The 19055-nt window shown below is 61.2% G+C and carries 17 protein-coding genes; 6 read left to right on the top strand and 11 right to left on the bottom strand.

Annotation, left to right across the window (positions count from 1 at the left end):
- Positions 1–22 precede the first annotated feature (22 nt).
- Both GA0061101_RS16150 and GA0061101_RS16145 read right to left on the bottom strand, forming a co-directional pair.
- Positions 23–334: an AzlD family protein gene (locus GA0061101_RS16150; protein ID WP_037202703.1), complete on the bottom strand. Its 312-nt coding sequence runs from the start codon at positions 332–334 to the stop codon at positions 23–25.
- Positions 335–336: 2 nt separating this feature from the next.
- Positions 337–1059, bottom strand: a complete 723-nt coding sequence (locus GA0061101_RS16145) for an AzlC family ABC transporter permease (protein ID WP_047639877.1) — start codon at positions 1057–1059, stop codon at positions 337–339.
- A 234-nt stretch (positions 1060–1293) separates the two neighbouring features.
- Here GA0061101_RS16145 and GA0061101_RS16140 point away from each other — a divergent pair, with 234 nt between their 5' ends.
- Positions 1294–1545 carry a DUF2164 domain-containing protein gene (locus tag GA0061101_RS16140; RefSeq protein WP_092574143.1) on the top strand — a complete coding sequence of 84 codons (252 nt, stop codon included), beginning with the start codon at positions 1294–1296 and terminating at the stop codon, positions 1543–1545.
- Positions 1546–1553: 8 nt separating this feature from the next.
- Here GA0061101_RS16140 and panB read toward each other — a convergent pair whose 3' ends face one another.
- From panB to GA0061101_RS16125, 3 genes are all read right to left on the bottom strand, one after another.
- A complete protein-coding gene (gene panB / locus GA0061101_RS16135) occupies positions 1554–2375 on the bottom strand; it encodes a 3-methyl-2-oxobutanoate hydroxymethyltransferase (protein ID WP_092574141.1) in 822 nt (273 codons plus the stop codon).
- A gap of 1 nt (position 2376) precedes the next feature.
- Positions 2377–3252 (bottom strand): pantoate--beta-alanine ligase, encoded by an 876-nt coding sequence (gene panC, locus GA0061101_RS16130; RefSeq protein ID WP_047558057.1) that lies wholly within the window; start codon positions 3250–3252, stop codon positions 2377–2379.
- Between the two features lie 234 nt (positions 3253–3486).
- The gene (locus GA0061101_RS16125; protein WP_047558054.1) at positions 3487–3894 is read right to left on the bottom strand and encodes a DUF1801 domain-containing protein; all 408 of its coding nucleotides are present in this window, start codon (positions 3892–3894) and stop codon (positions 3487–3489) included.
- A 180-nt stretch (positions 3895–4074) separates the two neighbouring features.
- On the opposite strand from GA0061101_RS16125, the gene GA0061101_RS16120 reads away from it, so the two are divergent.
- A complete protein-coding gene (locus tag GA0061101_RS16120; protein ID WP_047558052.1) occupies positions 4075–5472 on the top strand; it encodes a hypothetical protein in 1398 nt (465 codons plus the stop codon).
- Positions 5473–5525: 53 nt separating this feature from the next.
- On the opposite strand, the gene GA0061101_RS16115 is transcribed toward GA0061101_RS16120, so the two are convergent.
- From GA0061101_RS16115 to GA0061101_RS16095, 5 genes are all read right to left on the bottom strand, one after another.
- The gene (locus tag GA0061101_RS16115; RefSeq protein ID WP_092574139.1) at positions 5526–6611 is read right to left on the bottom strand and encodes a glycosyltransferase family 4 protein; all 1086 of its coding nucleotides are present in this window, start codon (positions 6609–6611) and stop codon (positions 5526–5528) included.
- Between the two features lie 81 nt (positions 6612–6692).
- A complete protein-coding gene (gene pncA / locus GA0061101_RS16110) occupies positions 6693–7316 on the bottom strand; it encodes a bifunctional nicotinamidase/pyrazinamidase (protein WP_092574137.1) in 624 nt (207 codons plus the stop codon).
- Between the two features lie 112 nt (positions 7317–7428).
- A complete protein-coding gene (locus GA0061101_RS16105; protein ID WP_037202695.1) occupies positions 7429–8712 on the bottom strand; it encodes a sugar MFS transporter in 1284 nt (427 codons plus the stop codon).
- Between the two features lie 226 nt (positions 8713–8938).
- On the bottom strand, positions 8939–9178 hold the full coding sequence (locus GA0061101_RS40095; RefSeq protein ID WP_425350000.1) for a GIY-YIG nuclease family protein: 240 nt from the start codon (positions 9176–9178) through the stop codon (positions 8939–8941).
- Between the two features lie 136 nt (positions 9179–9314).
- Positions 9315–11780 carry an ATP-dependent helicase gene (locus GA0061101_RS16095; RefSeq protein ID WP_092574200.1) on the bottom strand — a complete coding sequence of 822 codons (2466 nt, stop codon included), beginning with the start codon at positions 11778–11780 and terminating at the stop codon, positions 9315–9317.
- Between the two features lie 357 nt (positions 11781–12137).
- Between GA0061101_RS16095 and GA0061101_RS16090 the strand changes: the two genes are divergently transcribed.
- From GA0061101_RS16090 to GA0061101_RS16075, 4 genes are all read left to right on the top strand, one after another.
- Entirely contained in the window at positions 12138–13304 is a 1167-nt protein-coding gene (locus GA0061101_RS16090) for an efflux RND transporter periplasmic adaptor subunit (RefSeq protein WP_092574136.1), read from the top strand.
- A complete protein-coding gene (locus GA0061101_RS16085; RefSeq protein WP_047558043.1) occupies positions 13301–16456 on the top strand; it encodes an efflux RND transporter permease subunit in 3156 nt (1051 codons plus the stop codon). The genes GA0061101_RS16090 and GA0061101_RS16085 overlap by 4 nt, the downstream gene beginning before the upstream one ends.
- Positions 16457–16706: 250 nt before the next feature.
- A complete protein-coding gene (locus tag GA0061101_RS16080; RefSeq protein WP_092574134.1) occupies positions 16707–17720 on the top strand; it encodes a flagellin N-terminal helical domain-containing protein in 1014 nt (337 codons plus the stop codon).
- Between the two features lie 195 nt (positions 17721–17915).
- Positions 17916–18584, top strand: a complete 669-nt coding sequence (locus tag GA0061101_RS16075; RefSeq protein WP_037202877.1) for a YiaD family glycine zipper/OmpA-like lipoprotein — start codon at positions 17916–17918, stop codon at positions 18582–18584.
- A gap of 59 nt (positions 18585–18643) precedes the next feature.
- Here the strand turns inward: GA0061101_RS16075 and GA0061101_RS16070 are convergent, their stop codons facing one another.
- Positions 18644–19051, bottom strand: a complete 408-nt coding sequence (locus GA0061101_RS16070; protein WP_037202692.1) for a DUF2000 family protein — start codon at positions 19049–19051, stop codon at positions 18644–18646.
- Positions 19052–19055: the final 4 nt, after the last annotated feature.

Genomic DNA, 19055 nt, shown 5'->3' with positions numbered 1-19055 from the left:
GGCGGGATCGGCTGCGGGCATTTCAAGCGCCGATGAAATGCCGCCAGGCCATCACGACGATCCAGCCTACGATCAACATGAATGTCGGCGGATAGCGCAAGCCCACCAGAAGGGCCGCGAATAGTGCCACCCTTGTATCCCAGCCGCCGATGAAGAAGGCCGGTGCGACGAGGGTCGTCAGCACTGCAGCGGGCACCGCATTCAGCGCCGCCTCGACGCGCGGCGGGATGCGGGTCATCTTGACGATGAGGATGTAGCCGCCGATGCGCGTCAAGAAGGTCACCACGGCTGCAGCCAGGATCAGCAGGACCATATGCGAATTGAAGTCGAGCATGGTCAGACCTCGTGGTTTTCGTGAACGAGGTCGGGCTTACGATTTGCTTTCACCGGCGGCAGAATAGCGGCGATGGCGACGCCGGCGAGCGCTCCGATGCTGACATGCCAGGGCGAGCCGACATAGCGATAGGCGAGGGCCGAAGCCGCGGCGCTGGCCACCACGACGGGCAGGAAGTTATCGCGCTTGCGAAAGCCTATGACGATTCCGAGGAAATAGATCGGCAGCAGGATATCGAGGCCGATGGATTTCGGATCGCCGATGAGACTGCCGAGCGAACCGCCGGCAAGGCTCACCAGTACCCAGGGAACATAAACCATTGCCGCAAAGCCGAAATACCAGGCGAAAGTTACGGGCTTGCCGCTTTCATGACGCTTGACCGTCTCGGCGAATTGCGGATCGACCAGCAGGAAGAAGGTGAAGAATTTTTCGACCGCCGAGAAATGCCTGATATAGCGGGCAATCGCCGCCGAATAGAGCACGTGGCGGAAGTTCACTGCCAGGATCGACAGCACTATGAGCCAAGCCTGGACGTTGTGGCCGAAGAGATCCAGCCCCACCATCTGGCTGGCACCGGCATAAACGGTGCCGCTCATCAGGGTCAATTCGCCGAGCGACATGCCCTGATCGCGCGCCAAGGCGCCAAACAAGGCGCCGAAGGGCGCTGCTGCAAGGCCGACGGGGATGCCACCCTTCAACCCGTCAAGAAATTCCGCGCGACTCATGGTCCGCTCTGTCCTTCATGGAAAACCCGGCACGTAATCCCGGACAGTGGATTTGCATCCCCGGGCGCGGATCACAAATATGATTGCACCCCTTGCGTGTCCGCTCCCGCGCGCTGTTCAATGGCGGAGCTGTAAGCTGCGCGCGAAGAGGCGGCAATTCAATTTACTTGATGGGTGAATTGATTTCCTTGATCCATCTTATTGGGCTTGTTCGCAAAATGGGAGGCGTTGACTATGAAGAAGATCACTTTTGCCAAGGAAGAGAAGGCAGCCATGGTCGCCCGCCTTCAGCGCTATTTCGCCGACGAGTTCGACCAGACGCTCGGCACGCTGCCCGCCGAATTCCTGCTAGATTTCTTCACCGCCGAGATTGGGCCCCATTACTACAATCAGGGCCTGCGGGATGCTCATGCCGCGCTGATGAGCAAGATGGAGGATTTCGGCGAGGCGATCTACCTGCTGGAGAAGGAGCCAGCCAAGGGTTGAACCCGGCTCTATTTTTTTGGCTGGAAGGTATGCTCCGGGCCGGGAAACGTCCGCGCCTTCACTTCTTCCGCATAGGTTTCCGCCGCCTTTGAAATGACGGGTGCCAGCTCCGCGAAATGCTTCACGAAGCGCGGCTTGAAATCGTTGAAGAGGCCGAGCATGTCGTCGGAGACGAGGATCTGGCCGTCGCAGGCGGGGGATGCGCCGATGCCGATGGTGGGGATGCCGATCGAGGCGGTGATCTCGCGGGCAAGCGGCTCGATCGTGCCCTCGACGACGACGGCGAAGGCGCCGGCATCGGCGACCGCCTTGGCGTCGCGCCGGATCTTGTCGGCTTCCTTGTCAGAGCGGCCGAGCGAGCGGTAGCCGCCCGTGGCGTTCACCTGCTGCGGCATCAGCCCAACATGCCCGAAGACGGGGACGCCGCGGGCCGTGAGGAAAGCGATCGTATCAGCCATTTCCTCACCGCCTTCCAGCTTCACGCCATCGCAGCCGGTCTCTTTGAGGATACGTGCGGCATTGCGAAAGGCCTGTTCTTTCGATTCCTGATACGAGCCGAAAGGTAGGTCGACGATGACGCAGGCATGCTTGACGCCGCGCATGACGCCCTGGCCGTGCGCGATCATCATGTCAAGCGTCACCCCGACCGTTGTCTCCATGCCGTAGAGCACCATGCCTAGGGAATCGCCGACCAGCAGCAGGTCGCAATGCGGATCGAGCAGGCGGGCGATCGGCGTCGTATAGGCCGTCAGGCTGACGATCGGGCGCGTGCCCTTCATCGCTTCGATGGCGGCGGGCGTCATGCGTTTGGTTTGTCCGACAGTGCTCATCTCAGGCGGCCTTTTCGCTGGCGGCCTGCTTGCGGCCGATTACGCGGTTGTCGAGCAAGCGGGTGGTGCCGATGCGTACAAAGAGGGCGACGAGCACGGGCTGGCCCTGCAGTTTCGTCAGCTCCGCCAGCGTATCGGGATGACGAACGGCGGCGACTTCGGCAGTTGCCAGCGGCTCCTTTTCGATGAAGGCGCGCAAGGCCTCCTCAAATGCGATGGGATCGTCGGCGCCGAGATCGTAGAGCCTTTCGGCTTCCGCCAATGCCTTCGGTACGATGACAGCGGCGGCACGCTCTTCTTGCGAGAGATAGACGTTGCGGGAGGACAATGCCAATCCGTCAGCATCGCGGACGGTCGGCACCGGCACAACCCGGACCGGCTGCGCCAGATCCTCGACCATGCGGCGGATGATCGCCACCTGCTGATAATCCTTTTCGCCGAAATAGGCGCTATCGGGCTGGACAATATTGAAAAGCTTGGTGACGACAGTGGCGACACCGGCGAAGTGACCGGGGCGAACCGCGCCTTCCAGCTCCGCACCGAGGTTCGGCACGTCAACCACCGCTTCCATCGGCCGGGGATACATGTCGGTCACGCCGGGCGCGAAGAGGAAATCGACGCCGCCGTCCCGCAGCACGGCGCTGTCGCGCTCAAGATCGCGCGGATATTTCGCCAGATCCTCGTTGGCGCCGAACTGCAACGGATTGACGAAGATCGAGGTGACAACGATATCGTTTTCCATCCTGGCGCGGGATACCAGCTCCATATGGCCGGCATGCAGGTAGCCCATGGTCGGCACCAGACCGACGCTCTTGCCGGCTCTGCGATGCGCAGCAAGGCGCTCGCGCAAGGCGGCTATCGTATTGACGATCTCCATAATGGCACTCCTCCGCGGGCCGCGCTGTCCCCCACCGCCCGTTTCCATCCCTTGAATTTGGCGGCTCTTCTAACGTGTGCAGTGCAAAAAGGCAATTCAATGCCAATCGGCCCCCATGGCTCCGGAGCGCATCGCCGGCAATCCGTGCACTGGCGTTGGGGTTCAATCGTCTGTGACTTTACCTAGAGCTATCCGATGGAGGAACGAAGCCAAGGGTGAATGAGAAGGGCGGTTCTAGAGCCTTCCACCAGGCAATGCGCTCGCTTGCCTGATCCAGTCTGAAAGACTGCTATCGTCGATCAGGTCATCCTCGTGGATATCGAGGTAGCGAACATCCTTCTGCTTCGACTGGCCCGGCGGTACCGGATCGAGCGATGCGCCGCGGAAGAACGTCACTTTCACATATCGCTCGTAGCAATGAAAACCAAGGAACCAGCCTTGGCCTTCGACGCCATATAACGGTGTGTTCCATTTGACCGCTTTTCTTGCGCCGGGAATGGTGCGTTCGATGACGTCGTCGATGGCGCGTCCGACGTGCTGCTTCCAACCGGGCATCGCCGCAATATAGGCCTGGACAGGCCCATTGCCTTCGCCTTTGGGTATTTGCGGGTTGCCGCCTGCAAGTAATTTAGGCTCCGTCAAAACGGCGTCTCTACTCTTTGGTGATGACGGCTGTTCTTTAGCACGGGCGAGCTAGATGTCTGCTTGCGGCCCCAAGTTGCGATTGCAGTCACGTCGTCATCAATGGCATTTGCCACTCAATTTCCGAATCTTCCCCTCAAGCTTAGCGCTTTTCTCAATCTTTTGCTGTTAGCTGCCCACATGGCGAAGATCGTGGCATTGGCGGCATATTTCTATCAGGCGGCGGTGGCCTTCGGGCTGCTGATCGCGGTCGCGCATCTGCTGGCTCCTGCTGATTACGCTGCCTATTCGCTCTTCATCTCGATCAGCCAGTTCGCGGCGATCTTCTGTTTCGAATGGATCCGCTTTGCCTGCAGCCGTTTCTATCCGGGGTCGACGCACGGAAGCGAGGCCCTGGAGCGAAGCGCGCTGACGATCGAATTCACCGTATGCGCCGCGATTTGTCTGGTGGCGGCATCTGCGTCGATTTTCTTTTCGGTTCCCGGCAAAATTGCCGTGTTCGGTGGCATGGTCGCTATCTTCCAGGGCGGCAGCGATCTCCACCTCACCATGTTGCGCTTCCGCCAGGAGTTTCGCGCCTTTTCGCGCCTCCAGGGTTCGCGCGCCACTATTCTTGCGGTCGGTACGCTGGCCGGTGCGGCCGTTGCGCCGAATTTCACCTGCACGGTCGCCGGCTTGCTGGCCGGCTATGTCGCCTACAGTATCTGGGCTGGGTTCCTCACGCGCAACAGCCTGCGCGAGGCGGCGCATTTCGAGCCGCCGCTGGTCCGCAAGCACTTCGTCTATGGCAGCGTCGCGGCCAGTGCATCGGTTATCGGCATTCTGGCGCCACTGGCATTGAAGTCGATCCTGACGTCGGTGCTGGGCGCAGGGGGGGCTGCCGGCGCGCTGTTGGCGTTCGATCTGCTGCAACGGCCTTTCGTGCTGATCGTTTCAGCCTTGCAAGCCATTCAATATCCGGATGTGGTTACCGCCTATGATCGCGAGGGCGCAACTCCGGCTTTCAGGAAGAAGCTCGGCGACTACTACTCGCTGTTGACCGGCTTTACTCTGATGACGGCGGCCGGCATCTTCGCGCTGTTGCAGCCCATCGGGCAATTCGTCATTTCCGCCGGCCTGCGCAACGAGTTTCTCGTGGCGGCGCCTTTCGTGACCGGCCTTGCGGTGTGCCGCGCCCTGACACTCAACATGCTGCCGACGCCGGCGCATCTGCAGCATCGGCTGCTGGCGATTTTCCTGCTCGCCGCGATCGACTGCGTGCTGTTGAATGCCGGGACACTGGCGGGCGGCTATCTCGGCTCCTTTGGCGATGCGGCCCTGATGGCCGGGGGCATGATCGGGGCGCTGATTGCGATGGCGGTCGGCGTGAAGGTGCTGATATCGCTGCCCTTCGATTTCGTCTGGCAGCCGGTCTTGCTCTCCGCCGTCGGCCTCGCCGTGCCGGTGCTTGCGACTGCGGGCTTCACCTATTCACTCTGGATATCGGTCTCGGCGGGCGTAATCGGTGGTGCGCTCTTCTGCCTGCTCGGGCTCTACAGCTATTTCGTTACGATGTTCCGGCCGAAAGCCCGGTCCTAGAGCATTTCCAGGAAAAGTGCGTAGCGGTTTTCCGTCCGGAATGCTCTTCGCGCTCAAAGATCTTCCAGCATCGAGAGTACACGATCGGCGCTGCGGTCCCAGGAGAAGCGGGCGACGTTTTCTCGGCCGCGTCGACGCAGGTTCTCTCGCAGGGCGCTGTCCTCGGCGATCCTTCGCATGCCGGTGATAAGCTCGGCCTGTCTGGTTGGATCGAAATAGAGCGCCGCGTCGCCGGAGGCTTCGCGCACGGCGGGAATATCGGCCGCGAGCACCGGGCAGCCCTGCGTCATGGCCTCGAGAGGCGGGATGCCGAAGCCTTCATAGAGGCTCGGAAAGACAAAGGCGGTGGCGTGACGCTGCAGCGCGGCGATCTCTGCATCGCTGAGCCGCCCCGGAAAGAGCAGGCGATCGCTCGACTGCGGACCATCCGATTTGAACACGGTCGGCGCAGTGCCGCCGACGACCACGAGCTTCTGGCTTTCGTCGCCGAGCGCCTCGAAAGCGCGCATGGCAAAATCGAGATTCTTGTTCGGCTTCATCGTGCCGACGAGCAGGAAGAAACCGTTGGTCTGCAGCCCGAGGCGTTGGACGATGGTCTCATCCGGCTCGATCGCGGCGAAATGATCGACGGCATTGTAGACGACATCGATCCCGCCGGACGAGACGCGGAAGACCGAGGCAAGCTCCTGGCGCGAAAACTCCGAGACCGTGCCGATCTTGGCGGTGCGGGTTAGCACCGTGCCGAGTGCGCCATGCAGCAGGCGGTAGCTGCGCTTGAAGGATTTGGGGTGCCGGAAGATCGTTACGTCGTGGATGACGACGGCCTGGCGGCGGTGCAGGATAGGGCCGCTGCCGCCGAAGCCGATCAGCCGGCCGCCGCGCGAACGCGCCAGCAGCGCCGTCTGCTCCCAGACATGGCCGGGGCCGGAGCCGAAGGAATCGATCACTATGGCGGAAAGCCCAAGATCGACTGGGGTGTGCCGCGGAACGGCCAGCCGCCAGCTTGCACCCTTTAATACGGCGGGTACATTGCCGGCGGAGATCTTACGGTCGAGCGCCAGCGTGAGTTCGCGCGCAAAGCGCTGTACGCCGGACAGAGGCTGGCCGAGAAAACGCCCGTTGATGATGATCGATTGCACGCGAAAAATCCCGATATCTCATTGATCGGGAACAGCTTGCACCATTTTCTTTAGAGAAGGTTTAGCCGGGCCGTCGCGATTTTACGCAAGCGCATCCTTGCTGCCGATAATGGCGACGCCACGCGTGCGCATTTCGTCGATCGCCGCCTTGACGCCGGCCGGATCGATACCGCGGCTCGCATCCTCAATGAAGCGAACGGTGACACCCGGCAGCATCTCGACCGCGTCGAGCGCTGAGAACTTCACGCAATAATCCGTCGCCAGCCCGCAGAGATCGAGCTCAGTCACCCCTTCGGCGCGCAGACGTGCGGCAAGGCCGGTGAGCGCCGCTTGATCGTTGTCGCGAAAGGCGGAATAGCTGTCAACGGCCGGATTCTGGCCCTTCTGCTGGACGAAGTCGATACCGTCGGCGTTGAGATCGGGGTGGAACATGGCGTCTTCGGTATTCTGGACGCAATGGTCTGGCCACATCATTTGCGGCTTGCCAGAGAGCATGCCCATTTCGAAAGGCTTCTTGCCGGGATGGGCCGAGGCAAAGCTGCCGTGACCGGCCGGATGCCAGTCCTGCGATGCCACAACCAGGTCGTATCTGCCGCTATCGATGAGCGCGTTGGCAACAGGCACCACCTGATCGCCATCGGGCACCGGAAGATTGCCGCCGGGGCAGAAGCCGTTCTGGATGTCGATGAGCAGCAGTGCTTTCATGAGGCCTGTCCTTCCGTCTCTGTTGCACTGCACGATGCCAAGCGACGGGATTCGGATCAAGCCTTTTGCGCCCCGCCGGCGGACCGGACGAGGCGCAATGGTTTGCAAAGGTTTACGCGGGCTTGTGGCCCTTCAGGCCGTAGAAGGCGATATAGACGTAGCAGATGATCGGCATCAGGAAGGCGAGATGGATGCCGATGGTGTCGGCAAGTCCGCCCTGGATCATCGGCAGGATGGCGCCGCCGACGATGGCCAGGCACAGAATGCCGGAGCCCTGGCTCGTATATTTGCCGAGACCGTGCAGCGCCAGGCTGAAGATCGTCGGGAACATGATGGAGTTGAACAGGCCGATTGCCAGCACCGACCACATGGCGACATGGCCGGTCGTGAGCACGGTGACCAGGAGCAGGATGATGACCGCAGCGGCATTGAAGGCAAGTGCCTTGCCGTCGTCTATATGGCGCATGATCAGCGAGCCGATGAAGCGGCCGATCATGGCGCCGCCCCAGAAATAGGAGACATAATGCGCGGCATCGGCCTCGGAGAGATGAGCGATGTCAGGCTGGCTCAAGAAGTTGACGAGGAAGCTGCCGACGCTGACTTCGGCGCCGACATAGAGGAAGATGCCAACAGCGCCGAGCACGAGATGGCGATACTGCCAGGCCGAGCCGCCGCCGCGCATCGGTTCGACCGTTTCCTCGTCTTCGACTTCGGGCAGCTTCAGCGCCGCAAAGATGGCGGCAAGCACCAGGAAAGCCACCGCAAGCAGTAGATAGGGGAATTTCACCGCACCCGCCTCGGCAAGGCGCATGGCGTCGATCTGTTCCGGTGTGGCGTTGGTTGCGGCAACGGTTGCGGCTGACAGGATCAGCATGGCGCCGAAGAGCGGTGCAATCGTTGTGCCGAGCGAATTGAATGCCTGCGTCAGGTTCAGCCGGCTTGCGGCGGTATCGGGAGGTCCCAATACGGTGACATAGGGGTTGGCGGCGACCTGCAGGATCGTGATGCCGGTGGCAAGCACGAAGAGGGCGCCGAGGAAGAGGGTATAGACGCGATAGCTGGCGGCAGGAATGAACAACGCGCAGCCGACGGCGGCAATAGCGAGGCCGGCGACGATCCCCCACTTATAGGTGATGCGCTTCACAAGCGCTCCGGCCGGCAGCGATACGATGAAATACGCGCCGAAGAAGCAGAACTGGATCAGCATCGACTGGGTGTAATTGAGCTGAAAGACGCTCTTCAGGTGCGGGACCAGAATGTCGTTCAGGCAGGTGATGAAGCCCCACATGAAAAAGAGTGAGGTGAGTGCGATAAGCGCGAATTGATAACTGCCCTGGCCTTGGTGTGCGGATGCACGGGCGCTGGTGGGCGCAGAGCTTGTTGCTGAGCCAGCCACTTTTTTATCCTCGGTTTTTGTTTTTGCCAGGCTTCGACGATCGGCCCGGGCGAGAGCCCGAACGGGCCGAGATGCAGGCTGGCAGCGGCTTGCCGAGATACCGCGGGAAACGCGCAATCCCGAAGCCGCCAAAGTCGATATAATCGATTAGGACCGGATTGGTAGCTTGCTAGCGATGCGGATTTTGCAGGGCTGGGATGTTGGGGGCGGGCGGCTGATTGAGCGTCTACCACAATTCATAATATAGGGTGCGCCAATCGGGGTTCATTTTCTCAATCAGCTCGATCTTCCATTGGCGATGCCAGCGTCTCAGAGACTTTTCCCGCTTTATGGCCGAAACGATGTCTGCGTGATCTTCATACCAGACGAACCGCGTGCACCCATACTTCCATGCGAATCCGGGTGTGTGACGCGCCCGTGGTTCTAGTGGGCACAATGCGTCCGATCGCAATGCTTGTGCGTGGATCCTCGCGTCAAGCCCGAGGATGAGGGGGTATTAGGAGATGGGGAGCCCTACAGTGCGTCCGGGGCCTTGCTCTGTATTCGCGTAGGCCTTCGCATTCGTGTGCGCCCTCTGGTCCCAAACCAGATGATCTAGGTAATCAAACCCTCTCCACAAACCCATCCAGCACACGTTTCTGTCCGGCACGGTCGAACTCGATCGTCAGCTTGTTGCCTTCGATCTCCGACACATTGCCATTGCCGAACTTGATGTGGAAGACGCGGTCGCCGATGGCGAATTTGGAGGGTTCGGAGGAGGTGGACTTGGCCACCAGCTCGCCGTCGATGGTGCGCACTTTCGGGCCGCTTTCGCCGTAGCCGATACGTTCGACGGCGTGGCCGGAGCGGCTGCCCCAGTTGTCGCGGGTCGCATCGGTCTTGTTGGCCTGGGCGCGTTTCCAGCCGGGGGTGGAATAGGAATTGGCGAAGGGCTCGGCCTTGTCGAAGCGCGACTGGCCATAGCCGCCACGGCCGTAACCGCCGTAGGATTGCTCGACTTCGGCGACTTCGACATGGGTGACCGGCAGTTCGTCGAGGAAGCGGGACGGGATGGTCGATTGCCATAGGCCGTGGATGCGGCGGTTGGAGACGAACCAGATGTGGCAGCGGTGTTTGGCGCGGGTGAGGCCGACATAAGCGAGGCGGCGTTCTTCCTCGAGGCCAGCGCGGCCGCTCTCGTCGAGCGAGCGCTGATGAGGGAAAAGGCCTTCCTCCCAGCCGGGCAGGAAGACGGTGTCGAATTCCAGGCCCTTGGCGGAGTGCAGCGTCATGATCGAGACGGCATCGAGGTTTTCGTTCTGCTCGACGTCCATGACGAGGGCGACGTGTTCGAGGAAGCCGCGCATGGATTCGAAGCTGTCCATCGAGCGGATGAGTTCCTTCAGGTTTTCAAGCCGTCCGGGCGCTTCCGCCGATTTGTCGTTCTTCCACATGTCCGTATAGCCGGACTCTTCGAGGATCTGTTCGGCAAGTTCGGTGTGCGGCGTATTTTCGAGCAGGCCCTGCCAGCGGCGGAAGGATTGCACGACGTCGAACAGCGCCTTGCGCGCCTTTGGCTTCATCTCGTCGGTCTCGATGATGTCGGCCGCTGCCGCCAGCATCGGAATATCGCGCACGCGGGCGTAGTCGTGCAGCGCGCGCACCGTGGTGTCGCCGAGGCCGCGCTTTGGGGTGTTGACGATGCGCTCGAAGGCGAGATCGTCGGCCGGCTGGCAGACCAGGCGGAAATAGGCCATGGCGTCGCGGATTTCGAGGCGCTCGTAGAAGCGAGGGCCACCGACGACGCGATAGTTCAGGCCGAGCGTGACGAAACGGTCTTCGAATTCGCGCATCTGGAAGGAGGCGCGCACCAGGATCGCCATGTCGTTCAGCTTGTGTTTGTTGCGCTGAAGCTGCTCGATCTCCTCGCCGATGGCGCGGGCTTCCTCCTCGGAATCCCAGGAGGCGTGCACCTGCACCTTGATGTCGTCAGGGTCGGTACGGTCGGTGAACAGCGTCTTGCCGAGCCGGCCCTCATTATGGGCGATCAGATGCGCGGCGGCACCGAGGATGTGCTCGGTGGAGCGGTAGTTGCGCTCGAGCTTGATCACCTTGGCGCCGGGAAAATCCTTTTCGAAGCGCAGGATATTGTCCACCTCCGCGCCGCGCCAGCCATAAATCGACTGGTCGTCGTCGCCGACGCAGCAGACATTCTGCAGCTCGCCCTTCGGCCGTTGGGCCAGGAGTCGCAGCCACATATATTGCGCCGTGTTGGTGTCCTGATACTCGTCGACGAGGATATAGCGAAAGCGCTGGTGGTAGTCCTTCAATATGTCAGGATTCTGCCGGAACATATTGATCGGATGCAGCAAAAGGTCGCCGAAGTCGCAGGCGTTCAGCGTCTTCAGGCGGTTCTGGTAAGCGGTATAGAGTTCGCGGCCCTTGCCGTTGGCAAAGGCGCGGGCATCGCCCTCGGGAATCTCGGCGGGGCCAAGACCCTTGTTCTTCCACGTGTCGATCATGCCGGCGAATTGCTTGGCCGGCCAGCGCTTGTCGTCCAGGCCCTCTGCCTGGATCAGCTGCTTGATCAGGCGGATGACGTCGTCGGTATCGAGAATGGTGAAGCTGGAAGAGAGGCCGACCAGCTCTGCATGGCGGCGCAGAAGCTTGACGCCGATCGAGTGGAAGGTGCCGAGCCAGGGCATGCCCTCGACAGCGCCGCCGACGAGCAGGGCGACCCGCTCCTTCATCTCGCGCGCCGCCTTGTTGGTGAAGGTGACGGCGAGGATCTGGCTGGGGAAGGCGCGGTTGGTGGAGAGGATATGGGCGATGCGGGTCGTCAGCACACGCGTCTTGCCGGTTCCGGCGCCGGCAAGCACCAGAACGGGCCCGTCGAGCGTCTCCACCGCTTCCGTCTGTTCCGGATTGAGGCCTGCGAGATAGTCCGGCCGGCGGTGGCTGTCGCGCGCCGCCATGGCACGGGCCGCAATGCCGCCGCCGATGCTGCCTGCATCCGGCGCAGAACGGCGCGGCGCCAGATGCTCCGGCTCCTCGTCAAAGAAGGGAATGTCGTCATGTCCGATGGTCATGTGGCCCAATGTAATGATTCTACCCTGAAAGGCAAAAGAAACGGGCTGAAAATAGAACAAAAAGTGCACATTCACAGGTAAAGCAGGTAACGGGGAGGCTGTTCCCGCATCTGAACGGGAGATGTGGGAGTGCGAATGAAACGCCTCGTTGTCTGCGGAAATATTACAACTTTGTCATAGTCTGCGGCAAAGCTTGCCGCATATGTATAAAAAAACGATATTGCAGAAAATCGGGCACAATCGTGCGTTATGAAGCCAACCCGAACTTGGCCTCGGCAAGCGCGCTTGACGCGACGAGGCCATGCCAAACCGACGACGCGATTTCATCGCCTCTGACACAACGAGCCGGAGACGTGCATGACCGCCTGGAAGCAGCTTTCCTTGTGTTTTTTCTTGCTGGTGGCAGGTCTTGCCGCCGCCGTGGCCTTCGTGCCGGGCGCAGCTGGCCTGTTGCGGGGAGCTGGCGTTCCAGAAGCCGTGGTGGCGGTTGTTGCGCCCGGCAAGAGCGACACTGGCGAGAAGCAGGCTAGTGCTGCCAATGGCGGTGCACGCCGCGGCCAGAATGTGCCGCTCGTCGTTACGGAGCCGGTGGTCGGCGGCATCGTCAATGACCGCCTCAGCGCCATCGGTACAGGCGACGCCATTCGTTCGGTCGTCGTCATGCCGCAGGCAGCCGGCACGATCCGGGAAATCCTCATCAAGTCCGGCGATCGGATAAAGCAGGGACAGGTGTTGGCCCGCCTCGACGATGACGAGCAGGTCATCGCTCGCGGCCAGGCGGAAGTAGCGCTGAGGAGCGCATCCGAGAAATCCCAGCTCTATCGCAATATCAAGTCCAGCGTGTCGCGCATGGATGTCTTCGATGCCGAGATCGTCGAGCAGGGGGCCAAGCTGGCGCTGCAATCGGCGGAACTCGCCTTGAAGCGCCGCGATATCGTTGCGCCGATCGACGGCATCGTCGGGATCGTGCCGGTCGTCGTCGGCGACAACGTGACGACGACGACCAGCATCGTGACACTGGACGACCGCTCCGAGATCCTGGTGGACTATTGGGTGCCGGAACGCTTCGCCAATACGGTCAAGGTCAATCAACCGGCGGAAGCGACATCGGTTGCGCTGCCGGGGCGCGTCTTCGCCGGTGTGGTCGAGGCGGTGGACAATCGTATCGATGGCGCCAGCCGGACCTTGCGCGTGCGCGCCCGCATCGACAACGCCGCCGATGAGCTGCGGGCCGGCATGTCCTTCAATGTCGGCATGCGCTTCTCCGGCGAAACCTATCCCTCCGTCGATCCGCTTGCGGTGCAGTGGGACGGAGAGGGCGCGCATGTATGGCGCGTTGCCGACGGCAAGTCGTCGAAGGTGCGTGTCAGCATCGTGCAGCGCAATCCGGATGCCGTCTTGGTCAAGGGTGATCTTCGCGATGGCGATCTCATCGTCATCGAAGGATTGCAGCGTGTGACCGAAGGCGGCGACGTTCGGTTTGCGCGCGATGTCGCCCAGGCCTCGGAGGTCATCACGCAATGACGGGGCAGGGCGATGAGATGAAGGAAGCCGGCGCGGGTTCGGGCAAGCAGTCCTTCACCGCGCTTTTCGTGCGCCGGCCGATCCTGGCGCTGGTTTTCAATACGCTGTTGGTCGTTGCCGGCCTTGCCGCTTATGTCGGGGTCGAGGTGCGTGAGCTGCCGGATGTCGACCGTCCCGTCGTCACGGTGCGAACCGTATTCGACGGCGCGTCGCCGCAGACGGTGGATCAGGAGCTGACCAAGGTCATCGAAGGTGCTGTCGCTCGCGTCAGCGGTCTGAAATCGGTCTCCTCCAGCTCGTCCTTCGGACAGAGCAGGGTGACGCTGGAGTTCTCCGACGCCACGGATCTCTCGGTCGCCGCCAACGACGTCCGCGATGCCATCGGCCGCATCACCGAGCAATTGCCCGATCAGGCCGATGCGCCGCAGATCGTCAAGGCGGATTCGGATTCGCAGCCGATCATGCGCCTTGCCGTAACCTCCAGCACGTTGACGATGGACGACCTGACGCAGCTCGTCGACAAGGAGATTACCGACCGGCTGGCTTCGGTCGAAGGCGTTGCCGATGTCGAGCTTTACGGCGATCAGGAGAAAGTCTTCCGGATCGATGTCGATCAGGCAGCGCTGGCGGGGCGAGGATTGACGATCGGCGATCTGACGACCGCGCTTGCGACGGCCGCGCTCGACGTGCCGGCGGGGTCGCTGAAAAGCGCCCGTCAGGATATAGTCGTGCGCGCTACGGCTGCGCTGCAGACGCCGGAGGATTTTGCGCGGCTGATGGTCAAGGACCGTGTGCGGCTTTCCGATGTCGCTACCGTAACGCTCGGTCCGCGCGACGGGACGACCGCGCTGCGCTCCAACGGCGTGCAGGGGATCGGCCTCGGCATTATTCGTCAGGCGCAGTCGAATACGCTCAATATCTCGGAAGGCGTGAAGTCTGTTGTCGCGCAACTTTCGAAGTCACTGCCCGAGGGGACGCGTATCGTCATCACCAGCGACGATGCCGTGTTCATTCAGGGAGCGATCCACGAGGTCGTGCTGGCGCTCATCCTTTCCGCGCTGATCGTCACCGTCGTTATCTACCTCTTCCTCAGAGACTGGCGGGCAACGCTGATCCCGGTCGTCACCATGCCGGTGGCGCTGACGGGTACGCTCGCCGCGCTCTACATGGTCGGTTTCTCGGTCAATATCCTGACGCTGCTGGCGATCGTGCTTGCCACCGGCCTCGTGGTCGACGACGCCATCGTCGTGCTGGAAAACATCGTCCGTCGCAGGGCCGAGAAAATCGGGCCGCGGGCCGCCGCCGTGCTCGGCACGCGCGAAGTCTTCTTCGCCGTCATTGCGACGACGGCCACGCTTGCTGCGGTGTTCATTCCGCTGTCGTTCCTGCCGGGGCAGGTGGGCGGCCTGTTCCGCGAGTTCGGCTTCGTGCTTGCCTTCTCCGTCGGCCTGTCGTCGATCGTGGCATTGACGCTTTGCCCCATGCTCGCGTCGCGCATGCTCACCAAGGAGATGCGCGAGGATCACGGCATGCTCGGCCGTTTCGGCGAGCTGTTTGCCACCGTCTATCGTCGGACGCTGCGGGCCTGTCTCAATGGACCGCTTGTGGTCATCGTCTTCTGCGCCCTGTTCTCGGCTGCCGCCGTCTTGGCATTCATGAATGTCAAAAGCGAACTGACGCCAAACGAAGACCGGGCCATGGTCATGCTTCGCCTGACCACGCCGCAGGGGGCGGGTCTCGATTACACGAAGGATCAATTGCAGCGCGTCGAGGAGCGGCTGCAGCCGCTGATGGATAGCGGCGATATCCGCAATATCTACGCAATCTCCGGCATGAACGGCCAGAAGAATAGCGGTTTCATGGTGCTGACCCTGGCGCCATGGAGCGAACGTCATCGCACGCAGCAGGACATCGTTTCCGACATCAACCGCGCCACGGCAAATGTGCCGGCCCTGCGCGGCAACGTTATTCAGGCCAACAGCCTGCGCATTCGCGGCGCCGGCAGTGGCGTGCAGATGGCGCTTATCGGCAATAATCATGAGGCGCTGACCGAATCGGCACTGAAACTGGTGCAGGCGCTCGATGCAACGGGCCAGTTCGACACGCCGCGTCTTAACAACGAACCGACCCAGGCCCAGGTTTCCGTCGCCATCGATCGCGAGCGCGCTTCCGATCTCGGGGTCGATATTACAGGTCTTTCGGTCGCGCTGCAGTCGCTGCTTGAAGGGCGTTCCGTGGTCGATGTCTTCGTCGCCGGCGAGTCCTATCCGGTGCTGCTGACCTCGACGATGCGCCCGATCGACGATCCGACCGATCTTGAGAACGTCTATTTGAAGACCGGCGACGGCAAGATCGTGCCGATGTCGGTTATCGCATCCTTGAAGGAGAATGCTGTTGCGCCGCAGCTGACCCGCGAGCAGCAGCTTGCGTCGGTTGCGATCACCGCCGGCCTCAAGAACGGCATGTCGCTCGGCCAAGCCGTCGAGGAGGTGACCAGGATCGCGGCACCGCTATTGCCGCCTGGCGCGCGGTTGATGCCGTTGGCGGAAGCGGCAACGCTGGAGGAGAATTCCAGCGGCATGGCGCTGACCTTCGGCTTTGCCATCGTCATCATCTTCCTGGTGCTTGCTGCGCAGTTCGAAAGCGTGCTGTCGTCGCTGATCATCATGTCCACGGTGCCGCTTGGCCTTGCCTGTGCCGTTTTCGCGCTTGTCATCACCGGTTCGAGCCTCAACATCTACAGCCAGATTGGGCTGGTGCTGCTTGTCGGCGTGATGGCGAAGAACGGGATACTGATCGTGGAATTCGCCAACCAGCTTCGCGACAAGGGCGAGGGCGTGCGCGAAGCAATCGAAAAGGCCTGCGCGCTCCGCCTACGTCCCGTCATGATGACCATGATTGCGACCATCCTCGGTGGCGTGCCGCTGGTGTTTGCCGAAGGCGCGGGCGCGGAAGCGCGCATAGCACTGGGCTGGGTGATCGTCGGCGGGCTTGGTTTCGCGACCCTGGTGACGCTTTACATCACGCCCGTCGCCTATCTCCTTATTGCCCGCTTCGCCAAGCCGCAGACACATGAGGAGCAACGCCTGCATGAGGAAATGTCGGACGCGGCGCTCCGCGCGAAACTGGCCGATCTCCGTGCTGCGGAATGAAGGTCGAGCACGGGTGAGTTGCGCCCGCTGCAGCTTCTGCGCTTATTTATGGCAAATCATGTGTTACGATTAGCTGTTTATTAAGCATGTTTGCTAATGATAGTGACCTGTAACCGCCGGAGTTCAGGTGTTGTTTTTGCCTGGCTTCCCGTTTGCCGACACTCTCGGCCCGCGCGCATGAGCGCCCGCGGCAAGGTTCCAATGTCTCATTGTATTTGTTGCGTATTGTTGCGTCCGGAGTTCGTGTGCCGTGAGTATTTTTTCGACTTTCATCAGGGTCAGTCCCTCTGTGAATACAGCGCTGGAAGTGCTGAGGGACACCCAGGTCAAACTGAACAATGCCGAACGGCAGATGTCGTCCGGTCTGCGTGTGCAGACGGTGAAGGACGACGCTACATACTGGAAAATTTCGACTCTGACTCGCACCGATGTCGGCGCCATTTCGGCGGTGCATGATGCGCTTGGCCTTGCCGCATCCACGGTCAGCACCGCCTCCACGGGCGTCAGCAGTGCAATCGACATCGTGACGCAGATCCGAACGAAGCTTGTCAGCGCCTTTGAGACGAGCGTCGACAAGACGAAGCTCAATGACGAGATTACCGAACTCAAGCAGCAGCTTCGAAGCGTCGGGGAGTCGGCAAGCTTCAACGGCGTCAACTGGATCGTATTGCAGGACGGCGAAGACCCGACAGAGCCGCACCAGGTGCCGGGCTCTCTCATCCGCCACACCAACGGAAGCATTTCGATCGGCATGCTGAACTACGAGGGCGTGGCATCGACGGGAGGCACCATCGTCCCAGCGGATGCGCGATACCTGATCGATGATCAGTCGAGTGGAACCGGCGGCTACGGCGTGCTGACCTCGACGGCCTTTGCGACGGATGCCGCGGCAGCGAAGAACTATGTACTGATCGACAGCAAGAATGGCGACACGAGCGGCCAGGTGGAAATTTCACTCGATGCGAATACGACGAAGGGCGCTATCGTCGATATGGTCAATACAGTTACGGCGATGTTGCAGCAGCTCAATACGATCGGCTCGGCCTTCGGCTCCCTGGAGACACGCATCAACCTTCAGAGCCAGTTCGCCGGCAATCTCAGCGATTCGTTGACGAGCGGCGTCGGCAAGCTCGTGGATGCCAATATGGAACAGCAGTCGAGCAAGGTATTAGCGTTGCAGACCCAGCAGCAGCTCGGGCTGCAATCGCTTTCGATCGCCAATGCGAGCTACAATACGGTTTTGCAGCTCTTCCAGAATCTCTGACTGTCGGGCCTACGCCGCAGCGGGGTGAAACGGGTTGATGTCAGCCCCGCAGATCGCGGGCGGCGATTGGTTTCCGCAAAAGCTGTGCCTTTGCGCTATGCACAGGGGACAAAGGTCCGGATAAGATTTCTCTTCATCATATTGCCGCAATGCTTCATATCTGCTGCGGCCATCGAACCGGAGAGCGACGATTCTATGATCAAGAAAATTGCCATCCTTGCCCTAGCGGCAGGTTTTTTGAATGCATGCACCACGACTGACCCCTATACGGGCGAGCAGAAGGTGTCCAATACGGCGGGCGGTGCAGCACTCGGTGCCGGCGTCGGTGCGGTTGCCGGTCTTCTCATCGGTCATTCCCCGGCTTCGCGCCGCAATGCCGCGCTGATCGGCGCCGGCGTCGGTGCGCTCGCAGGTGCCGGCATCGGCAACTATATGGATCAGCAGGAATCGGAGCTGCGCGCGCAGCTGCAGGGCACCGGGGTTTCGGTTACCCGCGCGGGTGACCGCATCATCCTGAACATGCCGTCGGCGATCACCTTCGATGTCGACCAGGATGCGATCAAGCCGGAGTTCTTTGCGACCCTCAATTCCGTCGCCATCGTCCTGCGCAAGTTCAATCGTACGCTGATCGACGTCAACGGCCACACGGATTCGACCGGTAGCCTGCAGCATAACCAGGATCTGTCCGAGCGCCGTGCCGGCTCGGTTGCCTCCTACCTCGGCAGCCAGGGCATCGACCAGCGCCGCATGTCCGCCATCGGCTTCGGCCCGTCGCAGCCGGTCGCGTCCAATGCAAACGAAGCTGGCCGCGCCCAGAACCGCCGCGTCGAGATCCAGATCGCACCGATCACCCAAAACGGCTGAGTCTTTTCAACCAGTGCGGCCGGGTCTCACGACCCGGCCGTTTTGCTTGCGCGCTTTTATCACGCGTGCATGCTTGCACCCTTGGTGATCTTGTCGACGATCTTCTTGTCGGCGCGGATCGCGATGCCGACGACCTTGGCATCTTCAGGAGCGAATTCGGAGAAAACGGCGCGATTGGCGACGTCGTGACCGGTCGCGAACATCTCCTCGATGAATAGCGAAGAAGTGACGCCGCGTTCCAGCGAGCGGCGATGGATGGTCGCGATGCTGTCTTCATTGGCCGAGAGGACGATGATCGGCTGGATCGATAATGCGTTGTAGACGTTGCCGGCACGATCGCGATAGGGTTCGCCGATGATTTCCGGACTTTGTCCGGCAATGCCGCTTGTCAGGAACGCGGTCACATTCAGCTTTTGCCAGGATTGAAGATCGTTTCGCAGAACGATGGCGATTTTGGTATCGAACATTGGT

It is taken from the genome of Martinezella lusitana (assembly GCF_900094565.1).
Classification (GTDB): domain Bacteria; phylum Pseudomonadota; class Alphaproteobacteria; order Rhizobiales; family Rhizobiaceae; genus Rhizobium; species Rhizobium lusitanum.
This window is presented reverse-complemented; position numbering and strand designations above follow the sequence as displayed.